We start from the raw sequence: 14,881 nt of genomic DNA, 5'->3' as shown, positions 1-14,881 counted from the left end.
CGCGGATACACCCTACAAATGCGACTGTAGTGCTAGCCGTTTGTAAAGTTCCTTGAGGCCCCCGACCGTTCCCGCCACTTGGCCGAGCATTAGTCCGTCCACGACGGCCAGACTGCAGACTCCTACGATGTCCGCCGGGACCCACAATCCCACCAGACGGGTACGGAAGATACTGAAGGCGATGTAGGCCACCAGGATGACGACGCCAAGAACGTCCAGCTTGCCCACGACGTTTTTGGCGGCGCTGTCCCACTGGAGCCGAAACATGCGGCTCGCCACAAGCCCGACGACGATTCCGCCGGCCAAGGAAACGGCGGCGGGGAGGACGGCGGTCTGTGGGGCCATGAACAGCTCAACGACCACGATGACCAGGAGCACTGAGAAGACAAGGGCATAGATCCGAAGCCGCAGCCGGATCTTCCGGCCGACGTGCCTGCGGGCCCCCGCCTTGCGCGCCTTGCGGTCCAGCGGTGCGCGGCCGTCGGGGCCGCCCGGGCTCTCCATGCCGCCCAGTATAGACCTGGAGGCCACCGCGTTTGAACCCGACCCTACGCCGACTGTCCCGGCCGCCAAAGCGCGCGTTGCTGCGTAAGCGGCGACCTCAGCGAGCTGCTGTGAGCGAGACCGGGAGCCTGCGTCCGGGCAGTCCGCGGGGGCGAACGGCTAGCCTTTCGGCGAGCTCGCTGAAAGCGCGGGCCGCGGGGTCTTCGGGATCGGCGACGACCACGGGCACCCCGGCATCGCCCCCCGCGCGCAGTCCGGTGCTGAAGGGAATCGACGCGAGCAGCGGGACCTCGGCGCCGGGTGCCGAAAGCTTGGCCGCGGCTGCCGCCCCGCCACCTGAACCGAACGGTGCGAAGGAGGTGCCGTCGGCAAGCTGCATGGGCGACATGGTTTCGACTACCGCGATGACACGCTGGTTGAATTCGCGGGCCAGGATGCCGCTGCGCACCGCGACGCCCGAGGCGGCCGGCTGCGGCGTCGTCACGACGATGACTTCTGCGTGGGGCAGGATCTGCCCTACCGAAATCGCGATGTCGCCGGTGCCTGGCGGCAAGTCGAGGAGCAGCACGTCCAGATCACCGAAATACACATCGCTGAGGAACTGCTCAAGCGTGCGGTGCAGCATGGGACCGCGCCAGGAAACCGCCGTGTCTTCGGCGCCCTCAGGCAGGAACATGCCGATCGATACCGCCCTGACGTCGTGCGCGATAGGCGGCAATACAAGGTTGTCGATGCGGGTGGGCCTGATGACCTTTCCCTTGTCGTCGAAGAGTCCCAGCAGGCCGGGGATTGAGAACCCGTGCACGTCGGCGTCGATGAGCCCCACCCGCAGCCCGCGCGCAGCCATCGCTGCGGCGAGATTGGCCGTGACGGTGGACTTGCCAACGCCGCCTTTGCCGCTGGAAACCGCGATAACGCGGGTGAGCGAATCTGAGGTGAAGGGCATGCTGGCCCGGCTGCGCCCCTCGCGCAGCTTCGCGGTGAGCGCCGCCCGCTCTTCTGCGGTCATCACCCCGACGTCGATGCGCACCTCTTCGACGCCGACGACGGCGCAGGCCGCCGCGCGTACCTCCCGCTTAATACGGTCAGCGGCGGGGCAGGTCGAGATGGTCAGGTTGATGCCGACGACGGCGACACCGCCTTTGACCTCGACGCCCTTGATCATGCCGAGGTCGGCAAGGGGGCGGCGCAATTCGGGATCGCTGACTTGCCCCACAGCCTCGCGCACCGCGGCTGCGAGGTCTGCATTCGAATTCTCCATGTCGGTACTGCTCCGCTCAGCCGGCCGCCACGCCGGCGGCGCGGAGCATTTCGGCGCGGTCGTGCAACTTGACGGGCTCGCGACCGACCGCCTCACCCGCCGCGTACTCAGCCTGCTCAAGCGCCCGCCACGCGGCCCAGTCCACCACCCGCACCCCGCGGGAGCGCAGCAGCTCGTCGACGTCGGCGGCCGCAGTCGCCGTCGACGTCCAGCCCTGTGCGGTGAGGTCCTCGAGGATTGAGGTGACGGTTTCCGACGCGCAGCGGCGGTTGGTGCCGACGACGCCCGTGGGGCCGCGCTTGATCCAGCCAGCCACGTAGACACCGTGCAGGACGCTCCCGCCATCCGCGACGCGCGAGTCGAGGTGCGCGATGGTGCCAGACGCGGCGTCGAACGGAAGGCCATCGATGGCTGCGCCCCGGTAACCGACGGAGCGGAGTACGAGCTCCGTTTCGAGGGTCTCGGTGACGTTCGGGTCACTGGTCTTTGCCAGGCGGAGGGTCAAAGCCGGTCCGTTGGCAATGAATTCGACGGGCGTACGGTCGAACAGGAAGCGGATCGCCGTGTCGCGTCCCAGGACCCCGCGCTCGGCGGCCTTCGCGAATGTGGCGAGCAACCGCCTGGCTGCCGGGTCGGCGTCGGCGTGCGCCTGCTGCTGAGCGTCGAGCTCGAGGTCGGCAGGATCGATGATGACGTCGCAGCTATCAACCTCCAACAGCTCGATGAACTCCTTGTTGGTGAACTTCGCGAAAGCGGGTCCGCGGCGGCCGATCACCACAATCTCGCGGTACGTGCTCGCTGCAAAGGTGTCGACAATGTGCTCGGGCACATCCGTGGCGCGGAGAGCCTCGGGCGTGTGGGCGAGCATGCGGGCCGCGTCGAGCGCCACGTTGCCGACTCCGATGATGACCGCGCGGTTTCCATTAAGCGCGAAAGCATCGCTCGCACTGTCCGGGTGGCCCTGGTACCAGGACACGAACTCGCGCACGCCATGCACACCGCGCAGTTCCTCGCCCGGAATGCCGAGGTTTCGGTCGACCTGTGCCCCGCTGGCGAACACGACAACGTCGTAGTTCGCACGGAGCTCATCGAGCGTAATGTCGCTGCCCACCTGGACGTTGCCCAGGAAGCGCACTCCGGGGGTCTCCTCGAACACCTCGGCGAACGATGCGGTTATCGACTTGACCCTGGGGTGGTCGGGCGCCACACCGTAGCGAACCAGGCCGAACGGTGCCGGAAGGCGTTCGAATACGTCCACCTCAACCGGGGACTCGGACTCTTCGGTGAGCAGTTGGGCGCAGTACGATCCCGACGGACCGGAACCGATGACGGCGACACGCAGTGCACTCATGCTCAGACCCCTGCTCGCGGGGGAAGGGCCGCAATAGCATCGACGTCGTAGTCGATCTTGCCGGCCTTGCGCCCGCTCTTGGGCGTCGCGACCTCCTGGAAAAAGCGCTCGTTGATCTCGACGTACTCCTCCTTTTCGGCCGGAAGTTCGGCGTCGTAGAAGACCGCGTCAACCGGGCAGGCCGTCATGCAGGCCCCGCAGTCAATGCAGAGATCGGGGTTGATGTAGCTCATCCGACCCCCCTCGAAGATGCAGTCCGCAGGGCACTCCTGCATGCAGCTCTTGTCTTGAATGTCGACGCATGCGTCAGCGATCACATAGACCATGGTTCTTTCCTCTCGTACACCTTCAAGACAGCGCGGCCGTTAGGCCAGCTGCCCAAGTTTTTCGACGATTGTCTCTGCGGATTCCCCGGTGGCGAAGAGCCTCCGTGCCAGGTTGAGTCCGCGTACCCAGTTCACGGTGACAGCGCCACAGACAACCCCATTCGCGTCGCTGTGAATCACCGCGGTTTTCCCGCTCTCGGCCAGGTCGCCGACGATGGTGGAACTGCCTTCGGGGTGGCGCCAGCCGATGGTGTGGACCTTCCAGTCGTACTGGTGGGACCACACATAGTCGGTGGAGTCATACGGCACATCGGCCCCTTGGGTGATAGCGGTGGCAACAAAACGTGCCTGGTCGCTGGCGTTGGTCCAGTGCTCGGCGCGAACCTGCACGCCGCGGCCGGGGTGGGGCCAGCGCGCCACATCGCCGATGGCGTACACCTCATCAGCCCCGACCACTCGGAGGAAACCGTCGGTCACCACGCCGTTGTCGAGAGTGAGCCCCGAAGCGGCGAGCCAATCGGTCGATGCGATCGAGCCGATGCCGACCACCGCCATCGAGGTCTCGAGGCGGCTGCCGTCGTCGAGGATGACCGTGAGCTCACCGTCTTGGCCCTGGATGTCCGCGACACCGACGCCGAAGCGGGTTTGGGCTCCGTGCCGGTGATGCAGCTCGACGAGGCTGCGCGCGATCTCAGGGCCGACGATGCGGGCCATCGGCTCGGAAACGGGATCGACTACCGTGACGTCGCAGCCGAAGCCGACGGCGGCCGCAGCGATCTCCGTGCCGATAAAGCCGCCGCCCACCACGACGACGGGCTCGCCCAGTTTGAGGCGCGCAGCGATGGCCCGTGAATCTTCAAGCGTTCTGAGCTGGTAGACACCCGTCCCGGGGCGCCAGGGCGAGGGCCTGGCCGAGGCTCCGGTCGCGATGATAAGCACGTCATAGCCGACCGTCGTGCCGTCTGCGAGGATGACGACACGTTCGATCGTGTCGAGGCCACTTGCGGCGACACCGAGCTTGAGCTCGATATCGGCACCGTCGAGGCTGGCCTTCGTAGCCAGTCGAAACGACTCGACTGCCTCGTCCGACCAGTCGGACGTGAGCAGATCTTTCGACAGTGGCGGGCGATCGTAAGGCAACTCGCTCTCGGCTCCGATGAGCGTGATGCGGCCGGTGTGGCCAAGGTTGCGCAGTCCCTCGGCCGCCCGGGTTCCGGCCAACGACGCACCCACAATGACTACGTGGCGGTCGGCGCTTGCTTCGGTCATCGTTGATCCTCGGTGTAGTCAGGTATCGCGAGGGTCTCGGTTGGGCCCTAGCGGCAGTTTTCATGTCATCATGTTCGTTGAACCGAACAAGTGGTCGCTACAACGCAACACATTCAGTATGGGCCGCCCTTCGAACCGGTGTCAAGGAACGCAAGAAGCGCCGCCTGAGCGTTTGCCGCCACAGGCGCCCTCGCGCTCGAATGGCAGCAGCCGCGGCTACCTACGCACGATGCCGGTGCGTGGATCCCGCGCGCCAGTGAGATAGTCGGTGATCTGGCGGGCGGACTGTTTGACCAGCCCCGCGAGCGACGAGGAGTGTGCGGCGTTGAAGCGCGCCTCCGGCATGGAGATGCCTGCGGACCCGACCACGCTGCCCGCCGGACCGAAGACTGGCGAGGCGATCGCGATCGCCCCATCGATACGCTCACCGTGGGTGATTGCGTACCCATCGCGCCTGATCATGGCGAGCCGGTCGAACAGGCCCTGAGGCTCGACCAGTGTGCGATCGGTTGCCGCGCGCAGAGGGCCGCGCGCAATACGGTCCTGGATTTGCGCCGGCAGAAACGCGAGGATCGCCAAACCGCTTGCGCCGGCGTGGAGGGGGATCTGCTGGCGCATGGGCAGCGTGTAGCGCAGGGGGTGCGACGACTCGACGACGAGCGTGAACATCATCTGCAGTCGCTGCTCGCCATAGACTGCGAAGAATGAGGACTCCCCGCTCTGCTCCGTGAGCTCCTGCAGCGTGTCCCTCGAAACTTCCTGGATCGGGTAGCGTTCCGTCGTCGTCCACGCGAGACGCAAGTATTCGAGGCCGAGGCGGTATGAGCCGTTGGCCGTGCGGCTGACAAGTCCGAGCTTTTCAAGGTCGGCAATGAGGCGGTGCGCGGTGCTCGGACTCACGTCGAGCCGGCCCGCCAGCTCCCGGACGCCGTGAACATCCCGGTCGCTGTCAGTCATGAGCGTGAGTAATTCAATGCCGCGGGCCAAGGGATGCCTGCGTCGCAGCCCGTCGACGGACTCTCGATCTGCTTTATCTTCCGCGCTGCTCATCGCCCACCATCCCGTTTCATAGCCAATTTCAGTCGCTTGACATCCATCTTCGGCGCATGTAATTCTGAAGCAACCGAGAACGGAACGCTTGTTCAGTTGAACACAACAGTAGCCCACCGCGAAGCACCACACAAAGACGTGGCGGCTCAGCAGGTTCGTCGCGGCGAACCGACGGCACCTCAATGGAATAGGGATAACCATGACCACAAAGCAAAACACCTGGTTTACCAGCTTGGAGACAAGATGAGCGGGGGAGGGCGGGTCGCCGTCGTTTCAGGAGGAGCGGCCGGCATCGGACTGTCGATCGCAGAGCGGCTTGCGAAGGACGGATTCGCGGTCGCTATCCTGACCCGGACCGAGGGGGCAGCCGAGAAGGCTGCCGCAGGGATCGAAGAGACCGGCGGCATCGCCCGCGGCTACCAGGCCGACGTGAGCGACCGCGATCAGGTGGATGCAGCACTCGCCGCCATCCGCGCCGATCTTGGCCCGCTGTCTGTCATCGTGGCCAACGCCGCCGTCGCACCGCAGCAGCCATTCCTTGAAATGACGCTCGAGCAGTGGAACCAGATCCTGACTATCAACCTCACGGGCACTTTCAACCTCGTGCAAGCAGGCCTGCCCGATCTGCTCGACGCCGGCGCGGGCCGCGTCGTGCTGATCTCGTCGTCGAGCGCCCAGCGCGGTGCGCCCAGAATGGCACATTACGCCGCATCGAAGGGCGGGCAACTGGCGCTGACCAAGGCGCTGGCAGTCGAATTCGCTAAATCCGGCGTGACAGTCAACACGGTGGTACCTTCGTCAATCGACACCCCGAGCGTAGAGAAGAAGCGCGCTGCAGGCACCATGCCGTCAGTCGAAGACATGTCAAAGTACATCCCCGTGGGCCGCATGGGTACCGGGGCCGACATCGCCGCTGCAGTGTCCTACCTTGCCTCCGATGACGCCTCGTACGTGACTGGCCAGACCATCAGCGTCAATGGCGGATCGTTCATCGCATAACGAACAGGAGCACAAAAGATGACACAGCTGACACAGCCTAGAATCTCCCCCCGTCCCACCGAAGACTGGGATGCGGAGGTCGACAGTGCCTTGAGCGTGCTTGCTGCGCACGGTGCAAGCGGACAAGCCGCCCCGCAGCTCACCCCGGAGACCAGGCCGAAATCGAACATTCTCGGCATCTACGCCTGGCATCCCGAGCTCATGCGTGGCTGGATGCCGTATTCGAACCACCTCCGGAACTCGAGCCTCAGCGATCGTGTTCGTGAGATTGCCATCATCCGCACCACGTGGCTCGGCTACGGGGAGTACGAGTGGGCGCAACACGTGCGCATGAGCCGGGCAGCAGGGTGCCTCACTGACGATGAAATCGCCGCGTTGTCCGAGGGACCCGACGCTGCCTTGTGGTCGAACGGAGACGCCGCGCTGGTGCGCGCGATCGACGAGATGTGCCGCGACAAGAACGTGGCGGATGAGACCTGGCAGGCACTCGAATCGCGGTTCAGCCGCCAACAGCTCCTCGACTTGCTCTTCACCGTTGGCACTTACGACTTTCACTGCATGGTGTTCCGAACGATGGGCCTTGAACTCGAGCCCGGCATGGAGAGCTTTCCCGAGAGCCACTCCCCCGGGCTGGCCAAGTGACGGCGTTGCATGACGAAGTAGATCGCGGATCGCTCACTTGGGCGGTCCGCGATTCACTCTTGCGCTACGTCACGGTCATCGCCCGCGGCTCCTTCGTGGTGGAGGACGGAACCACCGTCACCGACGACGGCGCATTCACCTTCCCGCTGCGCAACGCAGTGCAAGTGGGGAATGAGTGGCGCCTGTCATTCGGAGGATCCGTGCGCTTTACGGCCCATCACGGTTTCCTCGATATCAGGATCGCGAAGCCTGAGCTCGTCATGGGACCCGAGGGCGGTGTTCTTTCAGCCCGCACCGATGATGGCGGAGTGACGACCACGCTCATTGCCGTGACGGGCGCGGAAGAGCTTGGGCGCGAAGGCACGGATCTCCTCTGGACGGCGACGGATGTCCATCTCCTGGAAACCGGAGTCGAGCTTTTCGGTGGCGTATATCCCGCGGGGACCGGCTTAGCCCCGCTGAAGATTCGCGCTTCACTAGACTCATAGGCATGTCTCAAACTTCAGTTGCCCCCAGGTCGTCCGGCGAGCGAAAGAACGTGCGCGGCCAGGCAACCCGGCAGCGCATCATCACGGAGGCAGAGCGGCTCTTCGCCCAGCATGGCATCTCGTCAGTACCACTGCGAGACATCGGCAAGGCTGCGGGGCAGCGCAACCACGCGGCCGTGCAGTACCACTTCGGCGAGCGTGAAGAGATCGTGAAGGCGATTATGGAGTTCCGCGGCGCTGAGAGTGAGCTCAGCCGCGCCGAGATGGTGGCAAGCCTGATGTTAAGCGGAACGACGCCGACCGTATCCGACGTCGTCAGCGCGTTCGTTCGACCGCTCGCCATTCACTTCCAGCCGGACAACCATTACCTTCCTTTCCTCTCCCTCTACATCACGGAAGAGGGTGGATATGAAGGGCTCGTCGGAGTGCGTGTCGGCGCCGCTGTCATCACGCTGCGCACCCTTCTCGGCAAGCTCGTGCCTGAGGTCCCCGAACCGGTGCTCGACGAGCGCTGGTGGCTGACGCTCACGAGCACTGTGCACGCACTCGCCCGGTACCACACTGCCCGGCGCAAACGCGAACATCTTCCGGCGGGAATCGAGGCGCTCATCGCCGACCTCATCACTTTCCTCAGCGCGGGGCTTGCGGCGCCTCTCGCGGAAGACGACCCCAGGAAATAGGAAACGGGGCCTGCGTGAACGCAGGCCCCGTTACTGACTTAAAAGCCTAGGCCAGGTGCGCCATGAACCTCGCGCCCCAGTCGTACGTGCCCGTGGGCACGTAGTAGCCGCTCTCATCATTGATCTCATCCCAGTGCGTCACGACGTCTTCGATGGTCGGCACGCCGTAGCCATCGTCGAGCCAACCCGGCGTAAAGCCCATGAACCAGCGGGCGAAGCGCTTCGCGCCGGCGACGAGGATCTCGCCATTGACCTCGCACGACTCGTGCGCGAGGTAGGCGACCATCGGCGAGACGAGGTCGGTCTGCATGGCCTGAACGCGCGCGGCGTCCATCTGGTTAGCCGTGACGATGTTCGGCTTGTCGGCTGAGAGGCTGGGCCTGGTAACCGAATTCGGCGCGACGCAGTTGACGCGGATGCCCTTCGGTGCGGCAGCCACCGCGAGGCTTCGAGTGAAGCCAATAAGGGCCCCCTTCGCTGTCGCGTAGGCAAGGTTATCGGACAGTCCCAGCATGCCGGTTGACGTCGTCGTGATAATGCGGCCGTAACCCTGCTGCTCCATATAGGGCCAGGCTGCGCGGGTGGTGTGCCAGGTGCCGCGCAGGTGCACGTCGAGCGTGAGCTCAAGGTTCTCGGCGTCGGCCTCGGGGAAGGTTGCCCAGCGCGAGATGCCCGCGTTGTTCACGACGATGTCGATGCGGCCGAACTCGCGAATGGCGGTCTGGACGAGTGCATGGCAGCCCTCCTCGCTGCCGACGTTGTTCGTATCGGCGACTGCCATGCCGCCCGCGGCGACGATCTCGCTTACGACGTCGTTGGCGGGCCCGGCGTCGCTCCCTTCACCCTCCTTCGAGCCTCCGAGGTCGTTGACGACGACCCTCGCACCGCGCTCGGCGAGCAGCAGGGCATGCGCGCGGCCGAGACCGCGGCCGGCTCCCGTCACTATGGCAACACGTCCGTCGAATCGGAGGTCAGGGGTGGCGTTCATGGTTCTCCTTTGAAGTAGCCGTGGATCAGATTTCATCACACATGCTCAAAAATATCAATCAAAAAATCCGCGCAAATTAGGGACTAATCGCCGCATCTTTGTAATTATTGAGCGTTAGTGCTTGAATTATGTTCGGTAGTCGCCAGTGTGGCACCGATTGAGATTGAGTAGGAGTGAAGTCAAATGGCAGAACAGACCAGCAGCGACGTCGATGTCGAAGTACTGGTGATTGGCGCAGGTGTTGTCGGCATCTACGCGCTCCAGCGTGCGCTTGAGGCCGGGTTCTCAGCCCAGACGCTGGAGGCGGGAGAGGGCGTCGGCGGCGTCTGGTACTGGAACCGCTACCCCTCCGCGCGCTTCGATTCCGAGAGCTACACGTACGGGTACATCCACTCCAAGGGCCTCTTCGACAAGTGGCGTTGGGAGGAGGAGTTCGCTACCCAGCCCGAGATCGAGCGCTATCTCAACTTCGTTGTGGACCACTTCGACCTACGGAGGCACATCCGCACCGGCCAGAAGGTTGTCTCGGCAGTGTGGAACGAGGCTGACACGGCATGGACAGTGACCACCGAGAAGGGTGAAACCATCCGGGCACGCTGGGTCGTCTCGGCGACCGGCGGCCTCTCCGTGCCGAACTACCCCGACCTGGATGGCCTTGAGGACTTCAAGGGGCAGGCCTACCACACCGGCGCCTGGCCGCACACTCCGGTCGATTTCACGGGCAAGCGGGTCGCCATCATCGGCAACGGTCCAAGCGGTGCGCAGATCCTGCCCGCCATCGTTGACCTTGTGGACGCCGTGGACCTCTACCAGCGCACGCCGACCTGGACGACCCCGCTGAACAACGCGCCCATTACCGATGAGCGCCACGCGTGGCTCCTTGACAACTTCGAAGAGATCGCCGGCAAACTCGGCTCTGCGGCGAACCCGACCGGCTTCCTGCATGAGCCCGCCGGCAAGTTCTCGACCGCGGACTCGTTCGATGAACGGCAAGCCTTCTATGAGAAGGTCTGGAACAGCCCGGGTTTTGGCAAGCTCACCACCAACTACTACGACATGACAACGAACCGCGAGGTCAACCTCGAGTTTTGCGAGTTCCTTGCGAACAAGGTCCGCAGCATCGTCAATGATCCCATTACGGCCGAAAGGCTGATCCCGAAGGACCACCTGTTCGGTGCGAAGCGCCCGCCGTTCGTCTCGAACTACTACGAGTCGTTCAACAATCCGAGGGCCTCGCTGATCGCGCTCAGGGAGACGCCAATTGTGCGGGTCGACGCGACCGGCATCGAAACGAGCGAGGGGCATCGCGAGTACGACATCATCGTCTTCGCCACCGGCTTCGACTTCGGCACCGGCGCACTCACACGCATGGGCATCAAGGGCCTCGAAGGCCTCGACCTCGGCACGGACTGGGAAGACGGCCCCACGGACTTCGGTGGGTTCAGCGCACACCAGCTGCCGAACTTCTTCTTCCCTGGCGGCCCGCACGGTGCCGGCGGCGGCAACTACCCGCGCTACTCGCAGGACCAGATCGACTGGATCACCGGCACGCTGATCTACGCGCGTGAGCACGGCTACGAGCGTTTCGAACCGACCGCCGAACAGCAGGAAGCGTGGATGACCATGATCGAGACCCTCGCGCCCAAATCCATCTTCTCGGCAGAGCACAGCCACTACTACGGCGCGAACGTCGAGGGCAAAGTGCGAAAGTTCCTTCTCAACCCGGGCGGACGCGCCAAGCTGCACGAGATGCTGGGCGAGATGACCGCAACCGGGAACTACGGCGGCGCGCTGTCGTCCGTCCGCGAGAGTGTGAGCGCGGTATGACGCCCGCCCCGTCCGAAAATCCCGTTCCATCTGAAAAGGAGAATGAAATGACCGAAAAACTGCTGCAACCTCGTGAGATGCTGCTTGCGCTCGTCAACCCCGTAGAAGGGCAGGACGAAGCGTTCCGGCCTTGGTACTGGGAGACACACATACCTGAGGTGCTTGGGCTTCCGGGTTTCGTCGCAGCCCAGCGCTACCGCGCCGCCACGGAAGCGCCGGCGTCGCACCAGTACGCGACGATCTACGAAGTCGAAGGATCTGCGGCCTCCGCCCTGGGCCTGCTCTTCGGGGCGGGCCTCGGCATGAGCCCGGACCTCGATCTCAGCACGATGGTGTTCGTCCCGTTCGTCGCCGAAGGGAACCCCGTCCTCCCGTAAGGACGGCGGCGTTCAGACAGACAGGAGAATCAGCATGGTTTCAAGCAGCAGGCGGCCCGGCGGGCCGTGCGGACTGGCCCGGTGAGCGCGATGACACGAGTCGCGGTTGTGACCGGGGGAGCTTCCGGCATCGGCCGGGCGATTTCCACCCGGCTCGCCGACGAGGGGTACGCCGTTGCCATCCTGGACGTGAACGGCGAGGGCGCCGAGCTCGTCGCCAAGGAGCTGTCCGCGGCAGGCGGCAAGGCGGCGGGGTACCGGGTTGACGTAAGCGATCGAGCCCAAGTCGACCATGCCATCGAGAACGCCCGGGGCGAGCTCGGCCCCATCGGAGTGCTGGTCTCCAGTGCAGCCGTGGCGGTCCAGGAGCCTTTCGCCGAAATCACGACCGAATCCTGGAACCGCGTTCTCGCCATCAACCTGACGGGCACCTTCAACTGCGTCCAGTCCGTGATCCAGGACATGGTGGACGCCCAATGGGGCAGGATCGTCCTGATCTCCTCCGTGAGCGCCCAGACCGGAGCGCCGGCCCTGGCGGCCTACTCGGCCTCGAAGGGCGGCGTGATCGCACTGACGAGGACCCTTGCCCTGGAATACGCATCCTCGGGCCTGACCGTCAACAGCATCGCTCCCTCCGCGATCGACACACCGGCCTTACGCAAGAAACAGGAGGCAGGGATACTTCCCCCGAGCGATGTCCTGGGGAAGGGCCTTCCTGTCGGGCGCATCGGCACGGGCGAGGACATCGCCGCTTCCTGCGCGTTTCTCTGCTCGGACCAGGCCTCATTCATCACAGGGCAGATCATGGGCGTCAACGGTGGCACATTCACCGGGTGACGAACTGCCACTGATTGATTACTGCGCGGGGGTCAGCGCGTTTCCTGCCCGCCGTTGGATCAGATACGACGACTGGTCTTGCGTTCTCGGACAGGAGGTCGAGATCCGCCGCGGGCCAAAGACTGTCCGGAGCGGTCGGGTGGATATGGTCTCCGATGACTCTTCAATCCTGTGGATTGCCTGGGACCATTCCCAGGCACGCGCGCTCTATATGAAGGACGACGGGTACGAAGCGTGGGTCAGCCCGCCCTGCATCCAGACGACGGGACCCTGACTTTCACTGTTTGCGGCGTCGCGGCTACCCGCGACGCCGCAAGTCTTTGATTCACCACAGAACATACGTTCCACTCAAGGAACATCCAAAGAAAGAGGGTCGAGCAATGACCAGTTTCGTGCCAGGAGAGATAGCCGTGGTAACCGCCGCTGGGAGCGGCATCGGGAGGGCGCTTGCGCGGGCTCTGGCGTCGCGCGGGCTCAAGCTCGTGATTGCCGATATCGATTCCAACGGATTGGAGGCCACCCTCGGTGAGCTGAAGTCATTCGGCACCGAAGTCCTCGCGGTACCCACCGACGTGACGGATGCCGAATCGGTCGAAAGGCTTGCGCGTACAACTCTTGAGCATTTCGGAACTTTTGACCTTATATGCAACAACGTCGGGGCCGCCAACGACCAACGCCCGTCATGGGAGATCAGCCCGGATGCTTGGCAGCGGCTGCTTTCCCTGAATCTATGGAGCGTCATTAATGGGATCCGTGCGTTCGTGCCGCACATGGTTGAAAAGAATCACGGCCATGTGCTGAACACGGCCTCCATGTCCGGCCTGTCCATCGTCCCGGGCATTGCGGACTACGTCGTGACCAAGCACGCTGTTGTCGCACTCACGGAGACGCTGCGTGCCGAATTGGATGCATCGGCGCCGGGTGTCAGCGCCACCGTCCTGTGCCCGGGCATCGTCCGCACGCCCATGAGCGCGGCCATCGAATCCGAGCGCGTTGAGAATGCCGCAGGGTCCTCCGCAAGAAAAGGTTCCATTCCTGCTGTTCCAGCCATCGACCCACACGACGTAGCCGAGGCAGCAATCGCAGCCATGGAGGCCAACTTTCTCTATGCGGTGCCAGCGATCGATCCTTTGATGCGGATCCGTCCGACGGTGGATCGCCTACTCGAGGAAGTATCCAAGCAACCGCGACCCATACTTGCGCATCCCTGAATGCGATTCTTCATCGGAATCCGTGTCCTGTTGAATAGACTGATCCAGCATGGCTTCGAGCTGAGACGATGTCCCGAGGTCTTAGTGAGGTGACAGAGTTCGGGAGGGCCAATGAGTACAGACGAAACGACTGCGGGTTCGGAGCCTGTGGCGGACCGGCAGCGGCATCCGCTGGCGCGGGGGATCGAACTGCTGACCCTTATGGTCGACACGGGCGAGGACTCCTACGGCGTGCGCGAACTGGGCTCCCTTATGGGAGTCAGCGCGAGCACGGCCCACCGCCTACTCGGGGATCTGGAGAAGCTCGGGATGGTGGGTCGCACGCCCGACGGCGCATATCGGCTCGGGCTCGAGTTCCTGCGGCTTGCCTGGGCAACGACGGCCCGTCTCCCCCTTGAGGAGGCGGCCGCGGACATCCTCGGCAAGCTCACCGAACGCACGGGAGAGACCTCGTTCTTCGGCGTCTACAACGAACAGCGCCGGCAGATGATGTTCACCCACACGGTCGAATCACCGCACCCTTTACGCTACGTGCTGCCCAAGCACACCTGGATGCCTCTTCACGCGGGCGCGAGCGGGCTCGCAATCCTCGCGTTCCTACCGGAGCAGGCCCGCCGCGAGATCATCAACAGTCCACTCCCTGCACTGACTGCGCGCACAAACGTAGATCCCGGCCGGCTAGCCGAGCGACTAGAGGAGATCCACCGGGACGGCTACGCCATCTCGCACGGCGAGCGGATTGAGGGCGCGATCGCCGTCGCCGCCCCGGTGTTCGGGCTCTCAGGCAACCTCGTCGTGGGCGATGTCGGCATCACGATCCCCGAGGGCCGCTTCGACAGGGGCACCGAATCCAATCTCGCACGCCTCGTGAGGGACTCGGCCGCGGCCCTCACTGCCCGTATCGCGAGCTCCCGCGTAGCCACTCGGCCCCAGCCCACTGAAGGGCCATCCACGGAATCCTGACTGAAGGTGACGGCCTTTCAGGCCATCACTCATCACCACCCAACATGTTATGAACCATCACAACATGAAACATTGGCATGCCATTTTGGACCTTCAGACCAGGCCCTC

General features: G+C 64.2%; 16 protein-coding genes. 9 read left to right on the top strand and 7 right to left on the bottom strand.

Annotated elements, in window-relative coordinates:
* Positions 1-12: 12 nt before the first annotated feature.
* The 6 genes from NFJ07_RS09320 to NFJ07_RS09295 all read right to left on the bottom strand — a co-directional run bounded on the left by NFJ07_RS09320 (position 13) and on the right by NFJ07_RS09295 (position 5,761).
* A complete protein-coding gene (locus NFJ07_RS09320) occupies positions 13-504 on the bottom strand; it encodes a hypothetical protein (RefSeq protein WP_269993824.1) in 492 nt (163 codons plus the stop codon).
* Positions 505-601: 97 nt separating this feature from the next.
* Positions 602-1,765 carry a P-loop NTPase gene (locus NFJ07_RS09315; protein ID WP_269993823.1) on the bottom strand — a complete coding sequence of 388 codons (1,164 nt, stop codon included), beginning with the start codon at positions 1,763-1,765 and terminating at the stop codon, positions 602-604.
* A 16-nt stretch (positions 1,766-1,781) separates the two neighbouring features.
* Positions 1,782-3,116 (bottom strand): FAD-dependent oxidoreductase, encoded by a 1,335-nt coding sequence (locus tag NFJ07_RS09310; RefSeq protein WP_269993822.1) that lies wholly within the window; start codon positions 3,114-3,116, stop codon positions 1,782-1,784.
* A gap of 2 nt (positions 3,117-3,118) precedes the next feature.
* Complete coding sequence (fdxA, locus tag NFJ07_RS09305) at positions 3,119-3,442, bottom strand: ferredoxin (RefSeq protein ID WP_269993821.1); 324 nt, start codon at positions 3,440-3,442, stop codon at positions 3,119-3,121.
* A gap of 39 nt (positions 3,443-3,481) precedes the next feature.
* Entirely contained in the window at positions 3,482-4,711 is a 1,230-nt protein-coding gene (locus NFJ07_RS09300; protein ID WP_269993820.1) for an NAD(P)/FAD-dependent oxidoreductase, read from the bottom strand.
* Positions 4,712-4,927: 216 nt separating this feature from the next.
* Positions 4,928-5,761 carry an IclR family transcriptional regulator gene (locus NFJ07_RS09295; RefSeq protein WP_269993819.1) on the bottom strand — a complete coding sequence of 278 codons (834 nt, stop codon included), beginning with the start codon at positions 5,759-5,761 and terminating at the stop codon, positions 4,928-4,930.
* A 96-nt stretch (positions 5,762-5,857) separates the two neighbouring features.
* Here NFJ07_RS09295 and NFJ07_RS09290 point away from each other — a divergent pair, with 96 nt between their 5' ends.
* Genes NFJ07_RS09290 through NFJ07_RS09275 form a run of 4 tightly spaced genes read left to right on the top strand, consistent with a single transcriptional unit; the run spans position 5,858 to position 8,570 of the window.
* Positions 5,858-6,760, top strand: a complete 903-nt coding sequence (locus tag NFJ07_RS09290) for an SDR family NAD(P)-dependent oxidoreductase (protein ID WP_269993818.1) — start codon at positions 5,858-5,860, stop codon at positions 6,758-6,760.
* A gap of 18 nt (positions 6,761-6,778) precedes the next feature.
* Positions 6,779-7,402, top strand: coding sequence for a carboxymuconolactone decarboxylase family protein (locus NFJ07_RS09285; RefSeq protein ID WP_269993817.1), 624 nt, complete (start codon positions 6,779-6,781; stop codon positions 7,400-7,402).
* On the top strand, positions 7,399-7,890 hold the full coding sequence (locus NFJ07_RS09280) for an HtaA domain-containing protein (protein WP_269993816.1): 492 nt from the start codon (positions 7,399-7,401) through the stop codon (positions 7,888-7,890). Before NFJ07_RS09285 ends, NFJ07_RS09280 begins: the two co-directional genes overlap by 4 nt.
* A 2-nt stretch (positions 7,891-7,892) precedes the next feature.
* Positions 7,893-8,570, top strand: coding sequence for a TetR family transcriptional regulator (locus NFJ07_RS09275; RefSeq protein ID WP_269993815.1), 678 nt, complete (start codon positions 7,893-7,895; stop codon positions 8,568-8,570).
* A gap of 46 nt (positions 8,571-8,616) precedes the next feature.
* Here NFJ07_RS09275 and NFJ07_RS09270 read toward each other — a convergent pair whose 3' ends face one another.
* Positions 8,617-9,558 (bottom strand): SDR family NAD(P)-dependent oxidoreductase, encoded by a 942-nt coding sequence (locus tag NFJ07_RS09270; protein ID WP_269993814.1) that lies wholly within the window; start codon positions 9,556-9,558, stop codon positions 8,617-8,619.
* 183 nt (positions 9,559-9,741) lie between these two features.
* On the opposite strand from NFJ07_RS09270, the gene NFJ07_RS09265 reads away from it, so the two are divergent.
* The 5 genes from NFJ07_RS09265 to NFJ07_RS09245 all read left to right on the top strand — a co-directional run bounded on the left by NFJ07_RS09265 (position 9,742) and on the right by NFJ07_RS09245 (position 14,773).
* The gene (locus tag NFJ07_RS09265) at positions 9,742-11,385 is read left to right on the top strand and encodes a flavin-containing monooxygenase (RefSeq protein ID WP_269993813.1); all 1,644 of its coding nucleotides are present in this window, start codon (positions 9,742-9,744) and stop codon (positions 11,383-11,385) included.
* Between the two features lie 47 nt (positions 11,386-11,432).
* On the top strand, positions 11,433-11,762 hold the full coding sequence (locus NFJ07_RS09260) for a DUF4286 family protein (RefSeq protein ID WP_269993812.1): 330 nt from the start codon (positions 11,433-11,435) through the stop codon (positions 11,760-11,762).
* A gap of 90 nt (positions 11,763-11,852) precedes the next feature.
* Positions 11,853-12,599 (top strand): SDR family NAD(P)-dependent oxidoreductase, encoded by a 747-nt coding sequence (locus tag NFJ07_RS09255; protein ID WP_269993811.1) that lies wholly within the window; start codon positions 11,853-11,855, stop codon positions 12,597-12,599.
* A 380-nt stretch (positions 12,600-12,979) separates the two neighbouring features.
* Complete coding sequence (locus tag NFJ07_RS09250) at positions 12,980-13,810, top strand: SDR family NAD(P)-dependent oxidoreductase (RefSeq protein WP_269993810.1); 831 nt, start codon at positions 12,980-12,982, stop codon at positions 13,808-13,810.
* 111 nt (positions 13,811-13,921) lie between these two features.
* Positions 13,922-14,773 carry an IclR family transcriptional regulator gene (locus NFJ07_RS09245; protein ID WP_269993809.1) on the top strand — a complete coding sequence of 284 codons (852 nt, stop codon included), beginning with the start codon at positions 13,922-13,924 and terminating at the stop codon, positions 14,771-14,773.
* Positions 14,774-14,881 lie beyond the last annotated feature (108 nt).

The sequence above is a fragment of the Arthrobacter sp. B2a2-09 genome (assembly GCF_027587375.1).
In the GTDB taxonomy this organism is placed as follows: domain Bacteria; phylum Actinomycetota; class Actinomycetes; order Actinomycetales; family Micrococcaceae; genus Arthrobacter.
The sequence above is the reverse complement of the archived record's forward strand: the minus strand, read 5'-3'. Positions and strand labels throughout refer to the sequence as shown.

What these genes read in the sequence shown, in the direction of transcription:
- NFJ07_RS09270 (WP_269993814.1), bottom strand. Translation starts at nt 9,558, where the DNA reads ATGAACGCCACCCCTGACCTCCGATTCGACGGACGTGTTGCCATAGTG.
- NFJ07_RS09315 (WP_269993823.1), bottom strand. Translation starts at nt 1,765, where the DNA reads ATGGAGAATTCGAATGCAGACCTCGCAGCCGCGGTGCGCGAGGCTGTG.
- NFJ07_RS09285 (WP_269993817.1), top strand. Translation starts at nt 6,779, where the DNA reads ATGACACAGCTGACACAGCCTAGAATCTCCCCCCGTCCCACCGAAGAC.
- NFJ07_RS09250 (WP_269993810.1), top strand. Translation starts at nt 12,980, where the DNA reads ATGACCAGTTTCGTGCCAGGAGAGATAGCCGTGGTAACCGCCGCTGGG.
- fdxA (WP_269993821.1), bottom strand. Translation starts at nt 3,442, where the DNA reads ATGGTCTATGTGATCGCTGACGCATGCGTCGACATTCAAGACAAGAGC.
- NFJ07_RS09245 (WP_269993809.1), top strand. Translation starts at nt 13,922, where the DNA reads ATGAGTACAGACGAAACGACTGCGGGTTCGGAGCCTGTGGCGGACCGG.
- NFJ07_RS09310 (WP_269993822.1), bottom strand. Translation starts at nt 3,116, where the DNA reads ATGAGTGCACTGCGTGTCGCCGTCATCGGTTCCGGTCCGTCGGGATCG.
- NFJ07_RS09300 (WP_269993820.1), bottom strand. Translation starts at nt 4,711, where the DNA reads ATGACCGAAGCAAGCGCCGACCGCCACGTAGTCATTGTGGGTGCGTCG.
- NFJ07_RS09320 (WP_269993824.1), bottom strand. Translation starts at nt 504, where the DNA reads ATGGAGAGCCCGGGCGGCCCCGACGGCCGCGCACCGCTGGACCGCAAG.
- NFJ07_RS09255 (WP_269993811.1), top strand. Translation starts at nt 11,853, where the DNA reads ATGACACGAGTCGCGGTTGTGACCGGGGGAGCTTCCGGCATCGGCCGG.
- NFJ07_RS09275 (WP_269993815.1), top strand. Translation starts at nt 7,893, where the DNA reads ATGTCTCAAACTTCAGTTGCCCCCAGGTCGTCCGGCGAGCGAAAGAAC.
- NFJ07_RS09265 (WP_269993813.1), top strand. Translation starts at nt 9,742, where the DNA reads ATGGCAGAACAGACCAGCAGCGACGTCGATGTCGAAGTACTGGTGATT.
- NFJ07_RS09260 (WP_269993812.1), top strand. Translation starts at nt 11,433, where the DNA reads ATGACCGAAAAACTGCTGCAACCTCGTGAGATGCTGCTTGCGCTCGTC.
- NFJ07_RS09295 (WP_269993819.1), bottom strand. Translation starts at nt 5,761, where the DNA reads ATGAGCAGCGCGGAAGATAAAGCAGATCGAGAGTCCGTCGACGGGCTG.